Raw genomic sequence first — 24,856 nt, 5'->3', positions numbered from 1 at the left:
GGTTTCCGCATGAGAGTATTACAAATTATTGATAATATGAATAGGGGTGGTGCCCAGGCTTTTATTATGAATATATACAGGAAAATTGATAGAGAAATCCTTCAGTTTGATTTTCTATTGCATACTAAAGAGGAATGTGCTTTTAATGATGAAATACGTTCTTTAGGTGGGAAAATATATACTGTACCGCCCCGTAATCAAGGGATTTTAAAAAATAAAAAAGCACTAAATGATTTCTTTAAAGAACATTCGGATTATAAAGTAATTCATCACCATGTCAGTTCTTTGACATATGTGACACCACTAAAAATTGCAAGTAATTATAATGTTCCTCATCGTATAGTTCATAGCCATAATACCAAACAAGGTGGAAGTTACGTGCATAATTTTATTCACCGTTATAATCAAATGTTTGTTAAAAATTTTGCGACAGATTATTTTGCCTGTTCTCAAGAGGCTGCAAAATGGCTATTTGGTGAAACTTTATCTGACAATTATGATTCTTCAGTTGTAAGAAATGGAATAGATGTTTCTAAATTCAAATACGATAAAACCTTAAGAGATAATATTAGAAGTGAGTTGAAAATTGGTAATAAAATTGCTTTAGGCCATATTGGAAGATTTATGCATCAAAAAAATCATGAATTTTTAATTGATATTTTTTACGAGTTTCATAAGATTAATTCTAATTCAGTGTTGATATTAGTAGGAGAAGGGGAATTAAAAAATAAAATAGAAGAAAAGGTAGTAATTAAAGGCTTGAAAGATAATGTATTATTTTTAGGTTCTAGAAGTAATGTTAATGAATTACTTCAGGCATTTGATTTATTTGTAATGCCTTCTTTTCATGAAGGTTTACCTGTTACATTAGTAGAAGCACAGGCAGCAAGTCTACCATGTGTTATTTCTGATGGAATAACACATGAAGTTGACCTTCTAAATCATATTAAATATGTATCATTAAGGGAATCAGCAAAAAATTGGGCACAATCATGCTTACAAGTTATTAGTAATAATTTCAGAAAAGATGAAAGTCTCTTAATTACAAATAGTGGTTTTGACTCAAGTAGCGTTGCCCAGATGTTAAGTGAAAAATATTTGAACTATAGGTGAACAAAAAATAAATAGTAAATTTGAAATTGATAAAGTAAAAAGGTTTAATGACCAGGTTATTTTTTTATATTCACTATAATATATTGGAGGCTTTTAATGAAAAGAATAACTTGTGTAATAGATAAAGTTGGCGGAACTGGTGGAGCTGAACGAGTGATGACAACGCTTTGTAATGATTTTTCAAAATTAGGAATCAGTGTTACCCTCATTGTCCGTGAAAACATGCAGACAGCGTATCCTTTAAATAAAAAAGTTCATATGGTAAGTACACCTGTGAAACTACGTAATCCATTTATACGGAACTTTATGAGAAATATTAAACTACGTAAGGAAATAAAAAAGTCCAATCCGGATGTTATTATTTCATTTATTGCTGGTATGAATTTACAAGTTTTATTATTCACATTTGGGTTAAAATATCCAGTTGTTATATCAGAAAGAAATGATCCCAAAAAAAATAGTAAACTTGAGAAGATATTAATAAAGATTTTGTATCCTCGAGCAAAAGGGTACGTGTTTCAAACGGAGGATGCAAAGAGGGAATTTTCTAAAAAGATTCAAAAACTATCAACAGTGATTGCAAATCCATTACCTGAGGATTTACCTTTACGTACTGATATAAATCTTAATGAAATAGTATCTGTAGGCCGATTAGAGATACAAAAAAATCAAGAATTATTGTTGCGGGCTTTTAAGAAATTTAAAAAGAAATATGTAGATTATACATTGAAAATTTATGGTAAGGGCTCTATGCAGGATAAATTACAAGAGCAAATTGACTATCTTGGCTTAAGAGACAGTGTAACTTTAATGGGATCTGTACCTATGGTAACTGAAAAAATACGTAATGCTGAAATGTTTATTTTATCTTCTGATTTCGAGGGAATGCCGAATGCGCTAGCTGAAGCAATGGCAATGGGGATTCCGAGCATATCTTCCGATTGTCCATGTGGAGGACCAGGGTTTTTAATAGACAATGGGATTAATGGATTATTATTTCCTGTGCAAGATGAAGAAGCTTTGCTTGAGGCAATGGTACGTTTGGCAGAAAATAAAGAATTTGCAATATCACTTGGAGAAAATTCTAAAATGCTACGGGAACAATTAAAATCATCAGAAATTACATCTCAGTGGATTCAGTATTGTAAAAAAGTAATTTAGTAATTAGTTTTAATAAGAGTGAATTAAAGTGTAAAAATTATCTAAATAGTAGAGGTGGCAATCATTGAATCTTAATAGGTCAGTAGGTATAAAACAAAATATTAATGTTTTCAAAAATGTTCACCTTAATATGATAGTATCAGTTCTTATATTATTATTTCTTTTGACTTTTTATATCTTCATTAGTAAAGAAATGGATAATTTTGCGATTAATCAAAAATCCTTAGTAGATATATTTAATGTATTTTTGATTTTTGTATATGGTTGGGCAATGGTTTCTTGGGTTAAAGTTAATGGTAATTTTGTTTCGCTATACTTTTTCTTTCTTATTTATTGTTTTTTTAGTAACGCTGGACAAACCTTTTTACAATTATTTGATTTTCAAAACTACGGTGTTGTTAATATATACTCGCAGTATGATAGTAATGTAATTTTAAAGATGCTCACTTTTCAGTCTATAAGTATTATGATGTTGCATTCAGGAGCAATTTTATTTTCGTATATAAAATCAAATATTCGTACAAAAACCACTGATAACGAAAAGATTCCTATAATAACAATATTGGGAAGAAGGAAACCTAGCGCAGGAGACATTTTATTTTGGGTTTTTTCTATATACCTATCAATTATATATATACGTGAAGTCTTAGTCCGTTCAAATTATTCATACGGTGATTATTATTATTTAATGAGAGATAGTGCTCCTACATTTCTATTAATGGGGTTTCACATAATGATGTACTGGTACTATTTAAGAAATGACTATAAATACTCCAAAAAGCAAGTTTACCTAGTAGGAATTATAGTAGCATCTTTAATGCTGTTGGTAGGGAGTAGGGCCATGGTCATTCCGGTTATATTTGGCTTACTCTTTATAAAAAAAACTATTTCTCCTAACTTTTTAATAAGTAGGAGAAAAATTTTTCTTTATAGTATAATTGCTATCCTCTCTTTAGTAATATTGGGAGGTCTTCATGACTTACGTCAATATTCATTAAGCTCCTTAAATTTAGAAACGATTATGAATGTATATCGAAATGGGATAATAAATGGAATTGGTGATACTATTCAAGAAATGGGTGGAAGTGCTAGAACAATAATAGTTACTATAAATCAAATTGATAGTTCATCAGTAAATAGTGAAATGACAATAGGATACGCACTTTTAAAAGGTATGATTCCAACTTTTATCTTAAATTCGCTAGGTATAATTCCTCCTAATATTGAAAGCTTGGGAGATTGGATTACAAATGTTGGTGGATCAAAGTCGGGTTGGGGATATTCAATCATAGCAGAAGCCTATTTTAATTTTCAATATTATGGATTTATATTTCTCGGGATATATGGTTTCATATTGGTATTTCTTGAATCTTTGGTTATTAAATGGATTCATGAAAAAAAATATCTTATTGCTTCAGCTTTAACTTATTGTCTTGCTTATCAAATTTTTCTTGCTCGTGAGGAAATGATATTATTGCAATCTAGAATGAGGCTTTGTATTTATATAGTAATTATATATTTTATGTATTCTAAATTGGTTAGAAATAAATTTCATGATTAAAGTTATAGGGTGGGGAGATTTCTTTGAAAAAGAAGTTGTTATTTTGTATTTACTCGCTAGGGGCAGGTGGAGCAGAAAAAGCACTTATAAATTTACTAAATAGTATTGATTATAATTACTATGAAGTAGATTTGCAATTATTTGAAAACGAAGGGGTAAATTTGAAATATCTCCCAGTTGAGGTAAATTTATTAACTCCTCTTAGAGACAATAATAAGCATTTTGGACAGGGGCCTGAAATTATTAAAAATAGCCTTTTAAAGGGAGACATAATTTCTGTCTTCAGTAAATTATTTTATTGGATTTTTCCTAAGATAATTGATAAAGGTAATGAAAGACTAGGGAATTATTTCAATTGGAAGTACTTGCGGTCACGTTTAAGAAAAAACAAAAAAACATATGATATTGCAATTGGATATATGCATGGTGTATCTAACTATTATGTGGTTGATTGTATTAAGGCTCATAGAAAAGTATGTTGGGTACATACTGACTATAGTAAGATAAAAATGATAAGACAGGAAGAGAAGTATTTTAAGAAGGCATATAAGGTTATTACAATTTCAGAAAAATGTGTAGAAGAGTTACAAAGATCTTTTCCAAAACTTAGAAATATAGAGTTGCTATATAATGTAAACTCTATAAATCTACTAAAAGATTTATCTTCTGCTTATGAGCCTCCTGAATATGCCGACTTTTCTGGCCAAAGGATATTATCTGTAGGAAGGTTACATTATCTAAAGGGCTTTGATATGGCAATTGAGGCTGCAGTAATTCTAAAAAAACTTGGTTTTAATTTTTGCTGGTATATCTTAGGTGAAGGTGAAATTAAAGCTGAATTAGAAAAAAAGTGCATTGAGTTAGGTGTAGAAGATTATATTAAGTTCTTAGGAATTCGTACAAATCCCTACCCGTATATCCTTAGAGCAAACATAATAGTACAAACTTCAAGATATGAAGGGAAGTCAATGGTTATTGATGAGGCAAAAATATTACGAAAACCTATTATTAGTACAAATTATAATTCAGTAGAGGATCAGATTACTGATGGTTTGAATGGAATAATTGCCCCTGTCAGCCCTATAGGAATTGCAGATGCATTAGAGAGATTATTATTATCAAGTCAACAATGTAGAGAATTAGAAAAAAATTTAAAAAATTTGAGTAATTTGTATTATGAACAAGTACAATCTACCATTTTGAAACATTATAAATTATTTGGAGGAGAATTGTGAAATCAAAATCAAAATATGCCTTAAATAATATCCTAGCACAAATTGTAGTACAATTTGCTGTTTTTGCAGCGGGTATATGTGTTCCACGATTTATAATTTTAACTTATGGTAGCGAGATAAACGGAATTTCCTCAACAGTCAATCAATTAGTAAGCTATGCATCTCTTTTAGAAGCAGGTTTAGGAATGGCATCAATCCAGGCACTATATGCACCCCTAAATAACAATAATCTAGTTAAAATAAATGGAATACTTTCCGCAACTAAAAATTATTACAAAAGGATTTCTATGTGGTTTACAACTGTAATGATTTCTCTTGCAATAATTTATCCATTTTTTGCAAAAGGTGAAACAGACAAAGTAACTATTGCTGCTTTATTAATTACTATTTCTTCCACGGCTATATTGGAATTTTTATTCCATTCAAAATATAGAGTATTATTAACAGCTGACCAAAAATTATATATTATTAGCTATACAAGAGCAATAGCACTTGTTCTACAGACCATTATTAAAATAATACTTATTATTCAAAATATGAATGTAATACTTGTATTTGCGGTTTCTTCATTAGTATTATTATTAAGAATTTTTTATATAAAATGGTATGTACAAAAACACTACAAAGACTTAGACTTTAACGGAGCTATGGACATTTCGGCACTTTCACAACGTTCAGCTTTGTTAGTGCATCAAATAGCGGGACTAGTAGTTAATAACACGGATACTTTTATCCTTTCGATATTCGTAAGTAATGGACTAAAATTAGCAAGTGTTTATGTAGTTTATTCTATGGTATTTAAGAATCTGTATAGCTTAATAATGGGAGCTTTTTCTAATGGGGTTGTTGCCAGTTTCGGTCATTACTTGCATGAAAGAAATCTAAAAGAAGTAAATAAAATATTTAGAACATATGAATTGACATACCTTATTATTCAGAGTGCTATTTGGGGTACAGCTTCAGTTATGATCTTACCTTTTATTAATCTTTATACAAAGGGTGTTAGAGATATAGAGTATACAAGTGTAACAATAGCAACACTTTTCATATGCGTTTATGTTTTGAACTCTTCTCGAATTCCCTGTGTTATGTTAATAAATGCTGTTGGACATTTCCAACAAACAAAAAATAGAGCAGTAATTGAGGCAGTAATAAATTTAATTATGATGTTGTTACTAGTTAATAAGTATCATATAGTCGGTATTTTAATCGCTGGATTACTTTCATATGCATACAGTGTACCATATATAATTGTTTATACGAATAAAAAAATATTAGAAGTGTCATCGCTCAAATCTATTAAACGAATATTTCAATCATGGTTAAGTATATTGTTAACTGCAAGTTGTATGACTTTTTTAATTAAGTTATCCATTAATACATGGTCAATGTGGTTATTATCAGGAATTCTTTCTTTTATAATTTCTACAATCATATCCTTTATGGTGTTTTTATTATTAGATTTTACGGATACGAAATCTATAATTTATAACTTTAAGAAAAAAATATTTAGAATTTTATGAATATATATTTAAACTTATTAGAAAATAATTTTGCTTAAACTTCGAATAGAAAAAGGAAGGAATATATTTATGTATAAAATTGCAGTAGCAGGAACAGGGTATGTTGGCTTAGTTGCAGGTGTTTGCTTTGCTGAAGTTGGTCACCAAGTTAAATGTGTTGATATTGATGAAAAAAAAGTAAAACTTATGAAATCTGGTGTTTCACCAATTTATGAAGCTGATTTGGAAGTATTAATGCAGAAGAATTACAGTGTTGGAAGAATAGATTATACAACAGATTATAAAACAGCATATAAGGATGCGGATGCTATTTTCATCGGTGTAGGTACTCCTGAGCAACCTGATGGCTCAGCGAATCTATCGTATATCGCTAATGTTGCTAGACAAATTGCTGAATCAGTAGAGAAGGATTGTTTAGTTGTAGTAAAATCTACTGTACCAGTTGGTACAAATGATAAAGTAGAACAGTTTATCCAAGACTTTTTAGTTAATGATGTAAAAGTAGAAGTAGCTTCAAACCCAGAATTTTTAGCACAAGGATCAGCTGTGCATGATACTTTACAAGCGGATCGGATTATTATAGGGACAGAAAGTAAATGGGCTGAAGAGATTTTAATGAAGATTTATGAGCCTTTTCACATACCTATAGTTTCAGTAAATAGAAGGTCGGCAGAAATGATTAAGTATGCATCCAACGATTTCCTAGCACTCAAAATCTCTTATATGAATGATATTGCTAATCTTTGTGAATTAGTTGGGGCTGATATTCAGGATGTAGCTAAGGGAATGAGCTTTGATGAACGTATTGGTAGTAAATTCTTAAATGCAGGTATTGGTTATGGGGGGTCTTGTTTCCCTAAAGATACAATGGCACTAGAGTATATTGCTCAGCAAAACGGATATCAGCTTAAAACAGTGAAGGCCGCTATTGAAGTGAACAAAGAACAGAAAACAATGTTATATAAGAAAGCAAGCAAAAGGCTTATAACTTTTAATGGGTTAAAAGTAGCTGTAATGGGTTTAACCTTTAAGCCAGGTACGGATGACCTAAGAGAAGCAGCATCGCTTGAGAATATACCTTTATTATTGGAACAGGGTGCAGATATTTTTGCTTTTGATCCTGTTGGAACAGATAATTTTGGTAAGGTTTATCCAGAGGGGAAAAGTGGTAGGGGGAGTATCACATACGTTTCAAATATCGAGCATGCACTAGATGGTGCGAATGTTTGTTTTATTTTTACTGAATGGAGTGAAGTAAAACAAATAAAGCCAGAGATTTTTAAGAAATTAATGAGAACCCCTTTAGTTTATGATGGTAGAAATATCTATCGTGTAGAAGAGATGCAAGAAGCAGGAGTAGAATATCATTCAATTGGAAGAAGTTCTGCAACAAGAGAATCTATTAAGGAGATGAAGAATCTTGAATTACAACACTCTGAATTCTAGTAAAACATACTTGATAACAGGAGCAGCTGGTTTTATTGGTTATTACTTATCTAGAAAACTATTAGAACAGGGCTGTAAGGTAATTGGTATTGATAATGTTAATGATTATTATGATGAGAATCTTAAACTATCTCGGTTAGAAAAACTAGACCCTTATAGAAATTTTAACTTTGTAAAAGCTGATATTTCCGATAAGAATATAGTAATGAAGACTTTTGAAAAGTACAGGCCTAATGTGGTAGTAAACCTTGCTGCACAGGCTGGGGTTCGATATTCAATTGAGAATCCTGATGTGTACATTCAAAGTAACATTATAGGTTTTTATAACATACTTGAGGCGTGTAGGTACTTTCCTGTTAATCACCTAGTTTATGCATCTTCTAGTTCGGTTTATGGTGCTAATAAAAAAGTTCCATTTGAAGAAACAGATTCTGTAGATAATCCAGTGTCACTTTATGCATCTACTAAGAAATCTAATGAATTAATGGCCTATACCTACAGTCATCTTTATAACATTCCTGCAACAGGACTACGGTTCTTTACTGTTTATGGTCCAATGGGTCGTCCTGATATGGCTTACTTTGGATTTACAGATAAATATTTTGCCGGTAAACCAATAAAAATCTTCAATAATGGTGATTTTGAAAATGACCTTTATCGAGACTTTACCTATATTGATGATATTGTAGAGGGTATTGAACGTCTAATAAGCAATCCACCTGCAGGTGATGTTAGACATAAAGTCTTCAATATTGGGAATAACAATCCTGAGAAACTGATGGTGTTTATTGAAACTCTAGAGAAATCATTAAGTAATGCGCTAGGTAGAGAAGTACAATTTGTGAAGGTTTTTGAAGAAATGAAGCCAGGTGATGTTCCAGCAACTTATGCTTCGACTGATTTGTTACAAAAAGCAGTTGACTTTAAGCCGAAAACTTCTATTGAAAAAGGACTTCAGAAGTTCGCCGAATGGTACGTAGATTATTATAAGGTTAAATAAGTAATTTTATATAAACTCTTTATTGATCAAATTCTAAAGGCTATTTTTAGAATCTTTAACTATCAGATTCAGGCAAAAGCAGGGAGATTCAGTTAAAGTTCTAATAGATTATAGACAAACAAAAATAGAATAAATGAGAAATGTTTTATTCATGCTAAAGTAGAATTTTCTCTTAGTAGATAAAAATTTATGTTAAGAATACCTGGACTTTAATAAATGTAATGAAAAAAAGAAAGAACAAGTTGTATTAACATAATCATTAATACAGAATTCTAAGAGGTTAGACCACAGTTTTTTTAAAAACTATCTTATGATGGAGGTGGATCAACCAATGAATATTTTGGTTTCCGGTGGAGCCGGCTATATTGGATCACATACATGTGTTGCTTTATTAGAAGCAGGCCACTCAGTGATAGTTGCTGATAATCTTTGCAATAGTAAAGTTGAAACGCTAGAAAAGGTTGAGCAAATTACGAATAAAGGTGTTATTTTTTATAAGATTGATTTAAAAGATGAAACTGCTGTTAAAGAACTCTTTTCCAACCATTCTATTGATGGTGTTATTCATTTTGCTGGTTTGAAAGCAGTAGGTGAATCAGTAGACATACCATTAATATATTATTATAACAACCTCGTTAGCACTATTGTGCTTGCTAATGCATGTATGGAGTTTGGCGTAAAGCGATTTGTTTTCAGTTCATCTGCAACAGTATATGGAGACAACACCGTTCCATTTTTAGAAACAATGGACTTATTACCTACTACTAATCCATATGGTGAAACAAAAGCTATGTGTGAGAGGATTCTAACAGATATAGCTAAGGCAAATCCAGAATTTTCAGTTGCTCTTCTAAGGTATTTTAATCCAGTAGGAGCTCATGAAAGTGGATTAATTGGTGAATCACCTAATGGTATACCAAATAACTTAATGCCCTATGTTACTCAAGTTGCTAGAGGTAAACTAGAGAAACTTAGAATTTTTGGAAATGACTATATGACAATAGATGGCACAGGAGTAAGAGATTATATCCATGTAGTAGATTTGGCAGAGGGACATGTTGCTGCTTTAAAAAATCAAAAAGAGGGTGCCCATATTTATAATCTTGGAACTGGTCAAGGTACGAGTGTATTAGAGTTGGTGAAAGCTTTTGAAAAAGCTAATTGCATTCATATTCCTTATGAAATAGTTAACAGGAGACCTGGTGATATTGCTTCGTGTTATGCTGATGCATCTAAAGCAAAGAGATATCTTGATTGGGAAGCAAAACGTAACATTATCGATATGTGCCGAGATGCTTGGAACTTTGAGAAAAATCATATGGATATAGTTGTAACTACATAGGGTGTTTATACCCGTTGAGTTATTATTGGCTTATATACTTAAGTTGTAACCCTTTAGTAAGTATTAATTGAAGATTTTTTATCAAGAGATAGGCACAATAAAAATAGTAAGTATTTTTTAGAAAGTCAGACAAATTATAAACTTTATTCTTTTTAAAATTTAAAGTTTCAATAAAATATATCCTTTTGAAGAGCACCTTTATTGTTAGATATTACTAACAATAAAGGTGCATTTTTTTATTACTAAAAGAGCACTATTTTTTAAATAGAATTATCTAATTGTTATAAATTTTATGTAGCAAATGTTTCCAGACTAAACTTTATGAAGTAAAATAAACTTAAATCTATAAACTAAGTTAAACTATTTTTAAGGAGAAAATAAGTGTCCAGAATACAAAAAAGCTCATCAAAAAAAATATCCACAACAAAAAAAGTACTAATAATCGTAATAAGTGTATTAGTCGTAATCGGTCTAGGAATAGGCGGTTATGCGTATTCAATTTACCACAATGTAAATAAAACAACAGACGCAATCTATAAAGACATAAAGAAAACAGATAAACGAAAAGAAGAAGTAAATGTTGAAAAGAAAGAACCTTTTTCTATTTTACTATTAGGGGTTGATCATCGCCCTGGTGATAAAGGTCGTTCGGATTCTATGATTGTGTTGACGGTTAATCCGAATACAAATACAACTAAAATGGTTAGTATTCCACGTGATACAAGAACAGAAATTGTTGGAAAAGGTAAAGAAGATAAAATTAACCATGCCTATGCATTTGGTGGAATTCAAATGTCTGTTGATACAGTTGAAAACTTCTTGAATATTCCTATTGATTATTATCTTGAAGTTAATATGGAAGGCTTTAAAGACATCGTTGAAGCAGTAGGTGGAGTTGATGTAAATAATGACTTAGACTTTACTTATGATGGAGTGCACTTTACGAAGGGACCACTTCATTTAAATGGTGTAGATGCATTAAAGTTCTCTCGTATGCGTAAGTTAGATCCACGTGGTGACTTTGGTCGAGAGCTTCGACAAAGAGAAATTCTTGAAGCGGTTATTAAAAAGGGAGCCTCAATTTCTTCTTTAACAAACTATCAATCGATTTTACAAGCGATTCAAAAGAATGTTGTGACGAATATTACTTTAGGTGATACAGTTTCGATTCAAAAGGATTACCGTCAGGCTGCGCAAAATATTAGTAAGACCCAAGTTAAAGGTGAAGGCAAGATGATTGATAAAATTTATTATTTTATTGTTCCGAAAGAAGAAAAAGATAAAATATCTAATGATCTTCGTCAGCACTTAGAATTACCTTCAGAAACAAAATAATATCTAACTCTCAAGAACCACCGTTAAAAGTTATCACTTTAACGGTGGTTCTTTTTTTTATGTCTTTTTACTTTAGGACCCTATTCTATTCCACTTAAAATTCACCATTTCATTCCAATCCCCTAAGAATATAACCTACACATCCCCTTAACCACCATCATACTAATATATATATTCCTAAATGTTTAGGAGGTCTTTGCGATAAAAGGGATTATACTTGCAGGTGGTAGTGGTACTCGACTTTATCCATTAACGATGGTGACTAGTAAGCAGCTATTGCCTGTGTATGATAAACCAATGATTTATTATCCTTTATCAACTTTAATGTTGGCGGGTATTAGAGAGATTTTAATTATATCGACTCCAGAGGATTTACCCCGTTTTGAGGCTTTATTAGGTGATGGTTCTCAGTTTGGAGTTTCGTTGAAATATAAAGTACAACCTAGTCCAGATGGGTTGGCTCAAGCGTTTATTATTGGTGAAGAGTTTATAGGAAACGACTCTGTTGCGATGATTTTAGGTGACAATATTTATTATGGCAGCGGGTTACGAAGTATTTTGAAGAAAGCTGCGATGAAAGAAAAAGGGGCAACAGTGTTCGGTTATCATGTACAGGATCCTGAGCGCTTTGGTGTTGTGGAATTTGATGAGTCTGGGAAAGTTTTGAGCATTGAAGAAAAGCCAGTAGCTCCGAAATCAAATTATGCTGTAACGGGATTGTATTTTTATGATAATCGTGTCAATGAGATTGCCAAAAACGTAAAACCATCCAATCGTGGAGAATTGGAGATTACTTCTATAAATGAAGCTTATTTAAATTTGGGTGAACTAGAAGTAGAGTTACTAGGACGCGGTTATACATGGTTGGATACTGGAACACATGAGAGTTTAGTGTCGGCAACAAATTTTGTCAAAACAATTGAAGAGCATCAAGGGATTAAAATATCTGCTCCAGAAGAGGTCGCTTATATTAATGGATGGATTGATAAAGAACAATTATTACGTTTAAGCGAATTGCTTAGTAAAACAAGTTATGGTAACTATTTACGAAAAGTTGCAAATGGTGGGATTAAATATTAGCTTAAGGGGTCATTATCAATGAAAATTACAGAAACTTTTATAAAAGGAATTGTAGTTATTGAACCAACTGTTTTTGGAGATCACCGTGGTTGGTTTATGGAAACATATAATGATTCTAAAATGAAGGATTTTGGAATGGATTTAAATTTTGTTCAAGATAATCAATCATTTTCTGCATTGAAGGGCACGTTACGTGGATTACATTATCAGTTGTCTCCAAAAGCACAAACGAAGTTAGTTCGTTGTACAAGGGGTTCGATTTTTGATGTGGCTGTCGATATTCGAAATGGGAGTCCGACATACGGAAAGTGGTTCGGAATCGAGTTAAGTGCCGAAAATAAAAAACAATTATTCATACCAAAAGGGTTTGCTCACGGTTTTATGACTTTAACAGATGATGTGGAAGTCCAATACAAGGTTGATGAGCTATATTCACCTGAATGTGATCGAGGCATTGCTTGGAATGATCCTGTAATTCAGGTGAAATGGCCAATCAATATTTCTCCATTATTATCTGCAAAGGACAAAATCGCACCATTATTAAAGGATGCTGAAAATAATTTTATTTATAAGGAGTAATATAAATGAAGGTTTTAGTAACTGGTTACGGTGGGCAGCTAGGCTATGATGTTGTTCAAGAATGTGAGCAGCGTGGTTTAAATGTTAAAGGCTGTAGTCGAAAAGAGCTTGATATTACTAAAAAAGAATCAGTTTTTTCTTTAGTAGATTCATATAAACCAGATGTTATAATCCACTGTGCTGCTTATACAGCGGTAGACAAAGCTGAAGATGATAAAGAGAATTGCTGGAATGTGAACGTAGAAGGAACGAGATCTTTAGTTGAAGCTGCGAAAAAGCATCATTCAAAGTTCATTTATATTAGTACAGACTATGTATTTAATGGGAAAGGTGAAAGTCCTTTTAGTGAAGGTGACCAACCGGACCCAATCGGTTATTATGGATTAACAAAGTATGAAGGTGAAAAAGTTGTTCAATCATTCATCGAAAACTATTTCATCATTCGTATTTCGTGGGTATTTGGTGTTAATGGGAATAATTTTATTAAAACAATGTTAAGATTATCAGAAACTAGAAACGAATTAAATATAGTCGGTGATCAAATCGGTTCACCAACCTATACTGTTGATTTGGCTAGATTAATTGTAGAATTAGTTAAATCCGATAAATATGGAATCTATCACGCAACAAATGAAGGCTTTACTAGTTGGGCTGATTTTGCAGAAGAAATATTCAAACAAACCGACAGTAAAACTTTAGTAAAATCGATTGCATCCGAAGATTATCCTATTCGAGCAGCTAGACCGAAAAACTCGAGATTAGCAAAACAAAAGCTAGTAGAAAATGGCTTCCAATCCTTACCTTCATGGCAAGACGCATTAGCAAGGTATTTAGTTCAATTAAATAAAAGAGACGAGGTCCAGTAAAACATGAAAGTAGCTATTACAGGTGGTGCCGGATTTATCGGTGGAAACTTTGTTCAATACATGATCAATAAATACCCATCCTATTGGATTTACAATCTGGATGCTTTAACTTACGCAGGTGACTTAACAAAGCATAAAAACATCGAACAAAATGAAAACTATCATTTTATTAAAATTGATATTTCAAACCGTGAAGAAATCATGGCATTATTTAAAAAAGAAAAGTTCGACTATATCATCCACTTCGCAGCGGAAAGTCATGTTGATCGCTCAATAGCAGACCCAGGTATATTCGTGACAACAAATGTATTAGGAACTCAAGTTTTACTAGATGCTTCAAAAGCGATAAATGTTAAGAAATTTGTACATGTATCCACAGATGAAGTGTACGGTGATCTAGATTTTGACCCTACAACCTTTTTTACAGAAGATACACCTCTACAACCGAATAGCCCGTACTCTGCAAGTAAAGCATCATCTGACTTATTAGTTCGTGCATATTATGAAACGTATGGATTTCCTATGAATATCACACGTTGTTCAAATAATTACGGACCATATCACTTTCCAGAGAAGCTAATTCCATTAACCATTTCTCGTGTATTAAATGATCAAAAGGTTCCTGTTTATGGTACTGGTGAAAATATTCGCGACTGGTTACATGTTCTTGACCATTGCTCTGCAATTGATTTAGTCATGCATAAAGGAGAGAATGGGGAAGTTTACAATGTAGGTGGACATAACGAACGGACAAATTTAGAGGTCGTTAAAACTATCATTTCTACTCTCGGAAAATCAGAAGACTTAATCCAATTTGTACAAGATCGCTTAGGTCATGACAAAAGATATGCGATTGATCCAAGTAAACTAGAAAGACTAGGCTGGAAACCATCTTACAATTTTAATACTGGTATTGTTCAAACGGTTCAATGGTATGTAGATAATAAGGAATGGTGGGAAACGATTGTTTCTGGTGAGTATAAACGATATTTTGAGAAACAATACGGTAAATAATTAGAAATGAACTTGATGAGGGAATTTCATATAAAATATAAGAGTAATTTAGACGTTTTCTATTAAAGTGAAAACGTCTTTTTAAATTCTAATGGGATAGTACTTTAGAACTACCAAAAATGATTGTTTATGTGCTATCTAAACCAGAACTAATAACCTATTAAATTCTAATTAATTTCTAATTCATTGGAAAATATCCCTAAATTAAATTCTTTTAATCGCTTTTTAACTATAATTTTAATTACCATTTATAAGTTACATTTTTTTATGATATAATACATTTCGTATCAATAAATGACAATATCATTACAAATTTGTAAGTTTTTTCGTGCGAAATTTACATTTTTTTTATGTTCAAATATGTTACTTTAAATGTTATGTTTTTTCAGAAAAATATAATATTGTAGATTACTAGTTATGTCATTAAAAACTGGTTAGAAAATATTGTTTATTTTAATGAGAAATTAAATTTTAGATAAGGAGGATAAGGGATGAATCAACCGTTAATATCAGTAATTTTGCCTATTTATAATGTCGAGAATTATATTCATGAATGCCTAAATTCATTATTAGATCAAACGATTGGTTATGAAAAATTAGAGGTAATTATGGTAAACGATTGTTCGAAAGATCGTACTCCTATAATTATTGATGAGTATGCCGCGAAATATGAAAATTTTAAAGCAATTCATTTCACAGAGAATTCTGGTGCTCCAGGTAAACCAAGGAATGTTGGAATGGAAAATGCAACAGGTAAATACACGATCTTTTTAGACCCGGATGATGTATTACCATTGGATGCATATGAAAAGTTAATTAATATAATTGAAAACAGTGAGTCTGATTTTGTAATGGGTAAGATGATCAGCTTTGATGATGAAACAAAGCGTAGACACGAACACGTTACATTTAAACAGTATCAATTACAAAAGAAATATATCGATGTAAACATAGAGGATGTTCCATTTTTCTATCAAGTTAAAACAGCTGTTTATTTAAAATTAGTGAAAACTGAGTTTCTATTAAAAAATAAAATTAACTTTATTGAAGGCATGAAAAACGGTGAAGATAAGTATTATGATATTCTATTATTCTCTAAAGCAAAAAAATTCAGCTATATACCTGAAGTAATCTATCTATATAGAGGAAGAAATGACGTAAAAAATTTATCTCTAACACAAAGAGATATTATTAGTACAGTTGAAAACGATGTAAAATCTGCTTTAACGATTAAGCCTTTACTTTCAAAAAGTGATTACAAGTATTTTCAAATCAATGTATTTAGATCAATTTTTTGGAAAACTGGAGATGCAGACTTTAAGCGTTTAAAAAAGGATCAACAGCTTTATCTTTTTAACTTAGTAAAAGATGTAATGGTGGGGTATGATCCAGATTTAGCAAAGGATTATATGGAAGTGGAAGAACCGATCCTTAGTCTGATAAGCTCAGGCCATATTGAAGAAGCTTTAGAATATAATCTTTTATTAATTTCTAGAAGATGGTGGTTTAAAATAAGCAAAGAACTAGAGAAAGATTATAAAAAGTCATCAAAAATAAGAAATAGTAATTTTTGGAAAGTGACAAGTCCATTAAGAAAAGTTATCAGACTTGTGAAGAGGGTGTCGTAAGTTGCAATTTAGTATCATAATTCCATTTGTAAAAGAGGAAATCAATCAAGCTCTTGATTGTATTAATTCAGTTAAGGATCAAAGTATTAAACAAAATCAAATTGAATTAATCCTTTTTAATACAGAAAATGAAGTACTGAATGAAGAGACTGAGAAAATATTAACTCTTCAGTATAATGACCTAAGTGTAATAAATACAAAATTGAAGCCAGATGACCTAAATGGTAAATATGTCTTCATTTATGATCGTAAAATTAATATAAGTAAGCATTTATTAGAAGTATTTTTGAGAATAGCAGATTCTGGTAAATATGATTGCGTTTTTACTACTGAAAATACAAAAAAATTAGAAGTGAATCCAGTAAATATGAATGATTTTACATATTCAGATCTAATGAGTATGAATTTGTTGAGAACTGTTACTTTAAAGGACTATCATGTAAAAAATAAAATTCAAGAGTTTAATTATTTTGAATTAAAGCATTTTCAATTAAGGCAATATTTTACAAATAAAAATATTGGAACGAATGATGTATTAGCAATTAAAAACACTGAGATTAATGACGAGTATATTCATAATCAAGTTCAAGAAATCAACTATTTGTTTGTAAAAGTAAGAGAAGCATCCGATAAAGATCTTCAAAAAGTAGTATATGGTATGTTCATTAAGCAACTAATGGCTTTAGTTGATAAAAAGATATTTGTCGAAGAATTAGATGAAGAGCTTCAAATTCAATTATTAGAACTATTACAATTAATAACAAAAGAAGTAAATTTACCTGAAACTTTAAAGGAAACAAAACTAGAAGGCTATAAAGGATTTTTTGCAATCTTAAGCATGAAAAAATATTCTGAATCCATTAGTTATATGAAGTTGTTGAGGAGTAAGAGATATCAATATCATACAGCAAAAAAATATAGCAACTATTTAGAGAAGCATCCAGTCGATCCTAGTGAAGACTTAACATGGAAAATGACGAAACCATTACGTTTAGTAAAACCAACAATGCGTAAAGTAAAAGGATTAATCTTTAAATATTTATTACTCTTAATTGTATCTTTCTATAAACTTCTATATTTAAATAAAGAGGTTTGGTTAGTTTGTGAAAGAGCTGATCAAGCTGAAGATAATGGATATTTCTTTTTTAAGTATTGCAGAGAGCAACATCCGAACAGGAAAATCTATTATCTAATTGAAACAAATTCTCCGCATTATGATAAAGTAACTAGATTAGGAAATGTTATTCATCACTCTAGCTTTAAACATAAAATTTACACACTATTAGCGGATGTATATGTTAGTGCTTGGACATTTAGTGAAAGTGGTTTTCCAAATCCTTCAAAATATTTCACCTCAAGATTTAGAAAGCAATTAAAGAACAAGTTTCAAGTATGTATCCAGCATGGCGTTATTATTCATAATATTTCTCCGTATTTATCAAAGAAAAAGTACCAACAAAATTTAATTATAGCTAGTTCAGAGTTTGAAAAAGAAATTATTATGGAAACTTTAAACTATTCAAACGATGAAGTTGAAGTAACAGGTTTAGCTAGATTTGATAATTTACATGATGCCATTACGAAAAGACAAATATTAATTATGCCAACGTGGAGACGTCATTTATTTAAAATAAATAAAAAACAATTCTCTAACTCGGAATACTTTAAGAAGTATAAAAACTTAATATCAAATAAAAAGTTTCAAGATTTTATTAGTAATGAGAATATTCAGGTTAAATTCTATATTCATCATCAGATGCAACGCTTCTTGGAAAACTTTATTGTAGAACATCCAAACATTGAATTCTTATTAAAAAAAGATGCCAAAGTTTCAGATCTACTAAAAGAATCGAAGTTATTATTAACTGATTACTCATCAGTTTCAAGTGATTTCTTTTATATGAATAAACCAGTAGTATTTTATCAATTTGATCCACATAAAAATCATCATGCACCTACTGAACAAATTAAATATAGCGATCTTGGAATTATCGTTAATAATGAAGAAAAATTACTTGATGAGATCATTAAAATTTCAAATAGAGATTTTACAGCAGATCGACTATATCAACAAAAATCGAGAAGTATTTTTAAATTTAAAGACACAAATAACTCAAAGAGAATATTTGAAGCCATTGAAACATCTTATCACAATTTTAAACTTAAGAACGTTGAATAAATCAAAAAGAGGGTGAAATTAAAATCACCCTCTTTTTTTATTTCGTTAATTTTATTAATTCAGCTAGAAAATTTTTATAATAATTTGGTTCAAAATGCAAATGGAAAATACCCCAAGCATGATCTGCAATAGAAAGATAGTTTTGTTTTACATTTATTGTAGAAACCTCGTAATTGGAAATCACGTAGTCATCTAGTTGGTCCCAAAAGGCATTTAATAATTCGATATCTGTGTCAGAACTAATTTTCTTAATGTTTTGTTCCTGATCGTAGTACATGCCAGTAAATCTAGCTTTGTGAAGTATGATTTTACAATTCGGAAGTTCTCTATTAATAGTTTGTAAAAATTGATCAATTGATTGCTTCCAAAGTGTGAAGTATTCGCTAAGATTAGTATTCAAATTAAATGTAGTGACTTCGTTTAATTCACTATAAAATGATGTTTTAGTAATCTTCCAACGATTATTAGTAATATATGAACTATTCGTCATTAAGCAGCCAAAATAAACATCTCCAAAGAAATCAAGAATGAGAGCTTCAGGCTGCTTACTGATTAAATCATTTAAAAAGTTCTTTTCTAAGTCATCGAATACATCATTTTGCTCATATTCGTTTAAGTTATCAATTTTCCCTCGATTATAAGGAATCGGATTACTCATTAAACTAATGATGGATGATTGATTTTGATAGCGAATTAACTCAAAATGATTTTTATAATTTAAGTTAAATTTACTATTAAAGTTATCTCGTGTAACACATGATCCAAATGCAGCGATTTTTAATTTCTTTTCATTGCCTTTAATAGAAATAACGTTCTTATTTAATAAAAGAGAAAAGTTTTTAGTTAGATGATTAATCTCAATCTCGGTTAATAAGTTAATTAAAACTTTAACATTTCTGTTTAATGTAATTTGTGCAAATAGTTCTAAGTCAGTCGATTCAGGATAGCTATTCAATAAATCAAATACATTAAACGTTGAACATATAATTTCTTTGTTATTTCCACTATGTGCACTATATGAATGAGTATTAATCGCTAGTTCGGTTTTGATTTGATTGAATTGTTTTTGATCAGAAATAGAGAGTTGAACAAAATCTTCATAACAATCTGCTTTAATTAGATTAAAGTGTAATTTATCTTGTGTTAAGTAAAGCGCAATACGATTATCATTTGTTATATATGACTTTGCATAATAAATGTTTAGTAGTTTTGAGCTCATATATTTAGTTGGCATTTCAAGATTACGATTAATTTCTAATGGTAATAATTCAGTATCTTTAGCTACATATAGATCAAAAATCTCGATTGGATATAATGTGATATTTTTCAAATCAGAAAAGTTAATATCTACTAAATATTGGTGATCAATCTTTTTTATTAAGCTTCGTAATATTTCCTTACGTACTTTCACATGTTTATTTGGCCTCTGTATTACGACTAACGAAGAGTCTTCATTTAAAGTCCCGTTTGCATCTTCTATGTAAAATCTAATTCCATCATTTAAGTATTCAATTTTTTTAAGCATAAAGCCGCCCATCCCATTTAATTAAAATATTTTTTGAATTCGTAAAAAAATTTACGAAACGCTAACAGATATTAACATTAACATTATGATTATAATTATTAAACAAGACAACTGTTTTTTTAATTATTAACTAAACGAATGTTAACAAGAATTTAAGATTATTTATCTATGGAACAGATAGTTCAAGAAACTACACTCCGGTTGTAGCATTCTCTTTCCATTGGAAATGAACGTTACAGTTGGGGATTTTTTATATTTTTAAACATTCTAATGCACTACTAATTTAGTAAATCATATCATTATATTTTTTACATACTTTTAACAAGGATACTTATGTAAATTCACAGAAACTAGTTAATCTCAAAGTAGTAAATGATTTTGGGTTTTTTCGATCTATATAAACCTGTCTAAAATGAGACCCTTGAGTTTATCTTACTTGAGATGGAGGTTTGAAATGAAGAATAGTGAATTATTGAATAGTAGTCATGTGGATTCAACAACTGTAAATTTTAAACCAAGTTTAATAGAGGTTTCGACTGAGGATTTCGATGCTAATATTCTACGGAAAAATGAATTGTTAATGAAAGAAAATGAATTCCTTTCTAATAAAGTGATGGAATTTGAAAAGAGAATGGAAGAGCAATTATTTCGCCAGTTAGATTTAATCGTTGAGCACGAGGAATTTATGATGGGACTTGATGATTATGTTCTTGTAAACGAAGTGAAGCAGTCATTTGGTTCGTATGAATATGAAAAATTGCAAGAAGAATATCAAAAGCTGCAATTAAATTATGAAACGTTTAGGAACTCTAAGTTTGGCAAATTAGCAAGGAAGTATTGGAAGCTCTTGAAGTATTTAAAAAGAAAATGAGGGATCATTTATGTTAAAAGAATTAATCGAAAAACAAATAACTAGATTACGTAATGAAAAATATGACACAAAAATGATGCTGCAAGAATTAATGAATGTGGATGAACCCTTTTATTTTCAAAATCATGAGTTACTTCCATTTTTGGCCGATGATTTTACAGTTAGTAAAGGTATTCAAAAGTTTCAAAAGGAAAAGAAAACGCTATTTCATAACAAACTAATAAAACAGACTGCGGTCATTGATTATAAAGATGAAAAAAAATTAATGGAACTACTTTTTAATGAAGGAAGAAGTCAGTTATTTACTAAGTTTGGCATCACAGGCTTTGTCAGCGGTAAGTGTGAGGTAGTTTGTGAATTACGATTGGTAGATCATGAGAATAACGCAAGTACAGTCAATTTCCATATGGACGAGTTAGTGGATCTATCTCAATTTAATCAAAATAAGATCCAATCGGCTTCTTTTTCGATTTACATGACAGGTGCTGCCACACTCCATTTATTCCATGCTAAATTAATGGGTTCATATAAAAATAATACGATAGACAATAGTCACTTTAAGAAACAAAAGAAAGAAATTAAGGACTTTCGGGTTGGTTTTATTGCAGACGAATTTACGACAAGATGTTTTGATTATGAGTTTCAACTTGTTAAAATTACGCCTGAGAATTGGTTGACTGAATTTAAAAAGCATCGAATTGATTTATTCTTTTGTGAGTCTGCGTGGCTTGGAAACGATGGAGCTTGGAAGGATAAAATCGGTACGAAAAGTCACAGAAATCATACGAAACTATTAAAACTAGTTTATTGGTGTAAAGAACACAATATCCCGACTGTTTTTTGGAATAAAGAAGATCCATTTCATTACCAAGCCTTTATTGATACAGCTAAGCACTTTGATTATGTATGCACGACTGATTTTGAATCAGTTCAGAACTATGTAGATGAAGGCTGTGAAAATGTTTATTGTTTACCTTTTGCTGCTCAACCGAAAATTCACAATCCAATTGAATATATTCCACGTAAAGAGAAAGTAGTTTTTGCTGGAGCTTATTATGGTAAAAAGTTTCCTGAGCGTACGAGTGCGATGGAGAAGCTAGTCAATTCTTCGAAGGAATACGGACTGGATATATATGACCGAAACTATCATAATCCAACTAGTCCTAATCAATTTTCAGATGAGTATAAACCATTTATTGTTGGAAACTTAAAACAAAATGAAATCGATCTTGCGTATAAAGGATATAAAGTAGCGTTAAATGTTAATAGTATTACGAAATCTCCGACAATGTTTGCCCGGAGAGTATTTGAGTTGTTAGCAAGTAATACTCCGATAATTAGTTCCCATTCAGAGGGGATTCATCGAATGTTTGGAGACATTGTAACGGCTACAGATGATGAAAAACTAATGAAGCAACGACTTTCAAATTATTATGCTGATGAGACCTTCTATAAGAAAAATCGTTTACTCGCATTGCGAAAAGTATTAGAAGAACACACTTATACGAATCGAGTGGAAGATTTATTCAACATGATTAATCTGCCATACGAGAAATATGAAGAGACTGCTACTTTAGTAGGGATCGTTCGAAGTAAAGCTGACTATGAAAAGTTAATCGCAATTTACAATAGACAAGGAATCAAACAAAAAAAGCTAGTGATCTTACTCGATTTGTTTGATGGCTATTTAGACATTTTTAATCAAAACAATCATGGGGAAGTAAAAACCTACCTAATTGATTACTGCCATCATTATTTTAGCTTGAATGATCTCGTTGATTCGAATTATATTGCTCCAATTAATCTAGATCATTATTATGGAGAGAATTATTTAAGAGATTTGATGTTAGCTACTAAGTATACGAATGATACGATTATTGCTAAAGGCAATGGAAATAGCTATAACTACGTAAATGATTGCCATATTGACGAAGCATTGATTTGTATAAAGGCGACTAGATTTCTTCATCCAAATGAATTTATAAAGCTTTTAGATCATAAATCATCAATTGGCCATTTCTCAAAAGCTGGCGTTCAATTTTTTGAAATTGATGAGTTTAATTTTTATCGAGATGCCTATGAACAAGCCATTAGCCGAGACAAAATCGAGAGTATTTTAGTATAAGGAGCTGTTTTTATGAAACTGGCGATTATAGGGCATGATTTAAAATTTATAAACGAAGCGATTAAGAGGTTTGAAGCTAGAAGTGACATTGAAATAAAAATTGATTTATGGGAAGGCCATACAATTCATCAAGTTGGCAAAAGCTTAGAAATCGTTAATTGGGCGGATGTTCTTTTTTGCGAATGGGGACTTGGAAATGTGATTTGGTATCAAGAGCATAAAAAAGATCATCAAATATTAATTGTAAGAATGCATCGTTTTGAAATGAATACTCCTTTTCCAGAACGATTTGATTTTACGAAGATTGATAAGGTTATCGCAATCTCTTCCTATATATATGAGGAATTTAATCGTGTTGCAAAGATTCCTAGAGAAAAGATGATAGTCATTCAAAATGGTGTTGATGTAGATCGATTCCATTTGCCTAAGCAGTATGATGCAGATTTTCGAATTGGATTACTTGGTTATGTACCGAAGTTAAAACGATTAGATCGAGCGCTTGAGATATTTGAAAAGTTGTATGAAAAAGACAGCAGATATACTCTTTCGATAAAAGGAAAGCATCCGAAAGAGTTTCCGTGGGTTTGGAATAATCAACAAGAGCAGGATTATTATACAAGTTTATTTAAAAAAATTGAGAAATCCCACTATCGTAATCAAGTTCAGTTTGAAGAGTGGGGAGATTCAGCTGAATGGCTCGAGTCGATTGGTTATGTCTTATCAGTTAGCGATTATGAAAGTTTTCACTTAGCACCTGTTGAAGGGATGGCTTCTTGCGCAGTGCCAATTGTTTTAAATCGTGAAGGAGCTCGAACGATATTCCCTGATGAGTATATTTTCGAATCACTCGATCAAGCAGCGCAGTACATTGCGGATAGTAGAAAAGGATCCAGGAAAGAACTAGTTGAATTTGTGAAGGAAAATTACTGTATGGAAAAAATGTGTTCAGAGATTTTGAGTCTAATTGATGGGTTACAAGTAAAATTAGTTCATTAATTATTTCGGAGAGCGCAGTGAATTCTTGAGTAGAAGGAACTGTGCTTTTTTCTTCTATTATTATTTACATCGAGTATGAATGATTTTAAATGTGGGAAACTAAGTGTATAGAATCGAATCATTACTAGTTAAAGAACTTATTAGGGATTAAGACAATTAATTTTTACAATTAGTCACGTAAATAGAGGAATAGACAGTATTCTTCATGGTAAAAAATGTCTTTATTTGCTTAGTTACGTTACAATAGATAGATACATATTTCAATAAGCCGATTTGT

19 protein-coding genes are annotated in these 24,856 nt (G+C 30.8%); 18 read left to right on the top strand and 1 reads right to left on the bottom strand.

Annotated elements, in window-relative coordinates:
• Positions 1 to 9 precede the first annotated feature (9 nt).
• From COJ46_RS15720 to COJ46_RS15650, 15 genes are all read left to right on the top strand, one after another.
• The gene (locus COJ46_RS15720) at positions 10 to 1,113 is read left to right on the top strand and encodes a glycosyltransferase family 1 protein (protein ID WP_098566084.1); all 1,104 of its coding nucleotides are present in this window, start codon (positions 10 to 12) and stop codon (positions 1,111 to 1,113) included.
• A gap of 96 nt (positions 1,114 to 1,209) precedes the next feature.
• Positions 1,210 to 2,274, top strand: coding sequence for a glycosyltransferase family 4 protein (locus COJ46_RS15715; RefSeq protein WP_098566083.1), 1,065 nt, complete (start codon positions 1,210 to 1,212; stop codon positions 2,272 to 2,274).
• Between the two features lie 64 nt (positions 2,275 to 2,338).
• A complete protein-coding gene (wzy, locus tag COJ46_RS15710) occupies positions 2,339 to 3,835 on the top strand; it encodes an O-antigen polysaccharide polymerase Wzy (RefSeq protein WP_098566082.1) in 1,497 nt (498 codons plus the stop codon).
• Between the two features lie 23 nt (positions 3,836 to 3,858).
• Positions 3,859 to 5,070 (top strand): glycosyltransferase, encoded by a 1,212-nt coding sequence (locus COJ46_RS15705; RefSeq protein WP_098566081.1) that lies wholly within the window; start codon positions 3,859 to 3,861, stop codon positions 5,068 to 5,070.
• Positions 5,067 to 6,593 carry a polysaccharide biosynthesis protein gene (locus COJ46_RS15700; RefSeq protein WP_098566080.1) on the top strand — a complete coding sequence of 509 codons (1,527 nt, stop codon included), beginning with the start codon at positions 5,067 to 5,069 and terminating at the stop codon, positions 6,591 to 6,593. Before COJ46_RS15705 ends, COJ46_RS15700 begins: the two co-directional genes overlap by 4 nt.
• 69 nt (positions 6,594 to 6,662) lie before the next feature.
• Positions 6,663 to 8,039: a UDP-glucose dehydrogenase family protein gene (locus tag COJ46_RS15695; RefSeq protein WP_098566079.1), complete on the top strand. Its 1,377-nt coding sequence runs from the start codon at positions 6,663 to 6,665 to the stop codon at positions 8,037 to 8,039.
• The gene (locus tag COJ46_RS15690) at positions 8,014 to 9,039 is read left to right on the top strand and encodes a GDP-mannose 4,6-dehydratase (RefSeq protein ID WP_098566078.1); all 1,026 of its coding nucleotides are present in this window, start codon (positions 8,014 to 8,016) and stop codon (positions 9,037 to 9,039) included. The genes COJ46_RS15695 and COJ46_RS15690 overlap by 26 nt, the downstream gene beginning before the upstream one ends.
• 331 nt (positions 9,040 to 9,370) lie before the next feature.
• A complete protein-coding gene (gene galE, locus COJ46_RS15685; protein ID WP_098566077.1) occupies positions 9,371 to 10,381 on the top strand; it encodes a UDP-glucose 4-epimerase GalE in 1,011 nt (336 codons plus the stop codon).
• Between the two features lie 381 nt (positions 10,382 to 10,762).
• The gene (tagU, locus tag COJ46_RS15680) at positions 10,763 to 11,716 is read left to right on the top strand and encodes a polyisoprenyl-teichoic acid--peptidoglycan teichoic acid transferase TagU (protein WP_353652160.1); all 954 of its coding nucleotides are present in this window, start codon (positions 10,763 to 10,765) and stop codon (positions 11,714 to 11,716) included.
• Between the two features lie 201 nt (positions 11,717 to 11,917).
• Entirely contained in the window at positions 11,918 to 12,796 is an 879-nt protein-coding gene (gene rfbA, locus COJ46_RS15675; protein WP_098566076.1) for a glucose-1-phosphate thymidylyltransferase RfbA, read from the top strand.
• A gap of 18 nt (positions 12,797 to 12,814) precedes the next feature.
• Positions 12,815 to 13,375 (top strand): dTDP-4-dehydrorhamnose 3,5-epimerase, encoded by a 561-nt coding sequence (gene rfbC / locus COJ46_RS15670; RefSeq protein ID WP_098566075.1) that lies wholly within the window; start codon positions 12,815 to 12,817, stop codon positions 13,373 to 13,375.
• A gap of 5 nt (positions 13,376 to 13,380) precedes the next feature.
• Entirely contained in the window at positions 13,381 to 14,241 is an 861-nt protein-coding gene (gene rfbD / locus COJ46_RS15665; protein ID WP_098566074.1) for a dTDP-4-dehydrorhamnose reductase, read from the top strand.
• Positions 14,242 to 14,244: 3 nt separating this feature from the next.
• Positions 14,245 to 15,255, top strand: coding sequence for a dTDP-glucose 4,6-dehydratase (gene rfbB / locus COJ46_RS15660; RefSeq protein ID WP_098566073.1), 1,011 nt, complete (start codon positions 14,245 to 14,247; stop codon positions 15,253 to 15,255).
• A gap of 491 nt (positions 15,256 to 15,746) precedes the next feature.
• Positions 15,747 to 16,883: a glycosyltransferase family 2 protein gene (locus COJ46_RS15655; RefSeq protein WP_098566072.1), complete on the top strand. Its 1,137-nt coding sequence runs from the start codon at positions 15,747 to 15,749 to the stop codon at positions 16,881 to 16,883.
• Between the two features lies 1 nt (position 16,884).
• Positions 16,885 to 19,062 (top strand): CDP-glycerol glycerophosphotransferase family protein, encoded by a 2,178-nt coding sequence (locus COJ46_RS15650; protein ID WP_098566071.1) that lies wholly within the window; start codon positions 16,885 to 16,887, stop codon positions 19,060 to 19,062.
• A gap of 37 nt (positions 19,063 to 19,099) precedes the next feature.
• Here COJ46_RS15650 and COJ46_RS15645 read toward each other — a convergent pair whose 3' ends face one another.
• Entirely contained in the window at positions 19,100 to 20,587 is a 1,488-nt protein-coding gene (locus COJ46_RS15645; protein WP_098566070.1) for a DUF6270 domain-containing protein, read from the bottom strand.
• Between the two features lie 454 nt (positions 20,588 to 21,041).
• Here COJ46_RS15645 and COJ46_RS15640 point away from each other — a divergent pair, with 454 nt between their 5' ends.
• The 3 genes from COJ46_RS15640 to COJ46_RS15630 are packed head-to-tail and all read left to right on the top strand — an operon-like array spanning position 21,042 to position 24,579.
• Positions 21,042 to 21,458, top strand: coding sequence for a hypothetical protein (locus tag COJ46_RS15640; RefSeq protein WP_098566069.1), 417 nt, complete (start codon positions 21,042 to 21,044; stop codon positions 21,456 to 21,458).
• A 10-nt stretch (positions 21,459 to 21,468) separates the two neighbouring features.
• A complete protein-coding gene (locus tag COJ46_RS15635) occupies positions 21,469 to 23,583 on the top strand; it encodes a CgeB family protein (RefSeq protein WP_098566068.1) in 2,115 nt (704 codons plus the stop codon).
• A 12-nt stretch (positions 23,584 to 23,595) separates the two neighbouring features.
• Entirely contained in the window at positions 23,596 to 24,579 is a 984-nt protein-coding gene (locus tag COJ46_RS15630; protein ID WP_098566067.1) for a glycosyltransferase, read from the top strand.
• The last annotated feature ends 277 nt before the right edge of the window (positions 24,580 to 24,856 follow it).

It is taken from the genome of Bacillus sp. AFS077874 (genome assembly GCF_002566505.1).
Taxonomy (GTDB): domain Bacteria; phylum Bacillota; class Bacilli; order Bacillales; family Bacillaceae_G; genus Gottfriedia.
The sequence above is the reverse complement of the archived record's forward strand: the minus strand, read 5'-3'. Positions and strand labels throughout refer to the sequence as shown.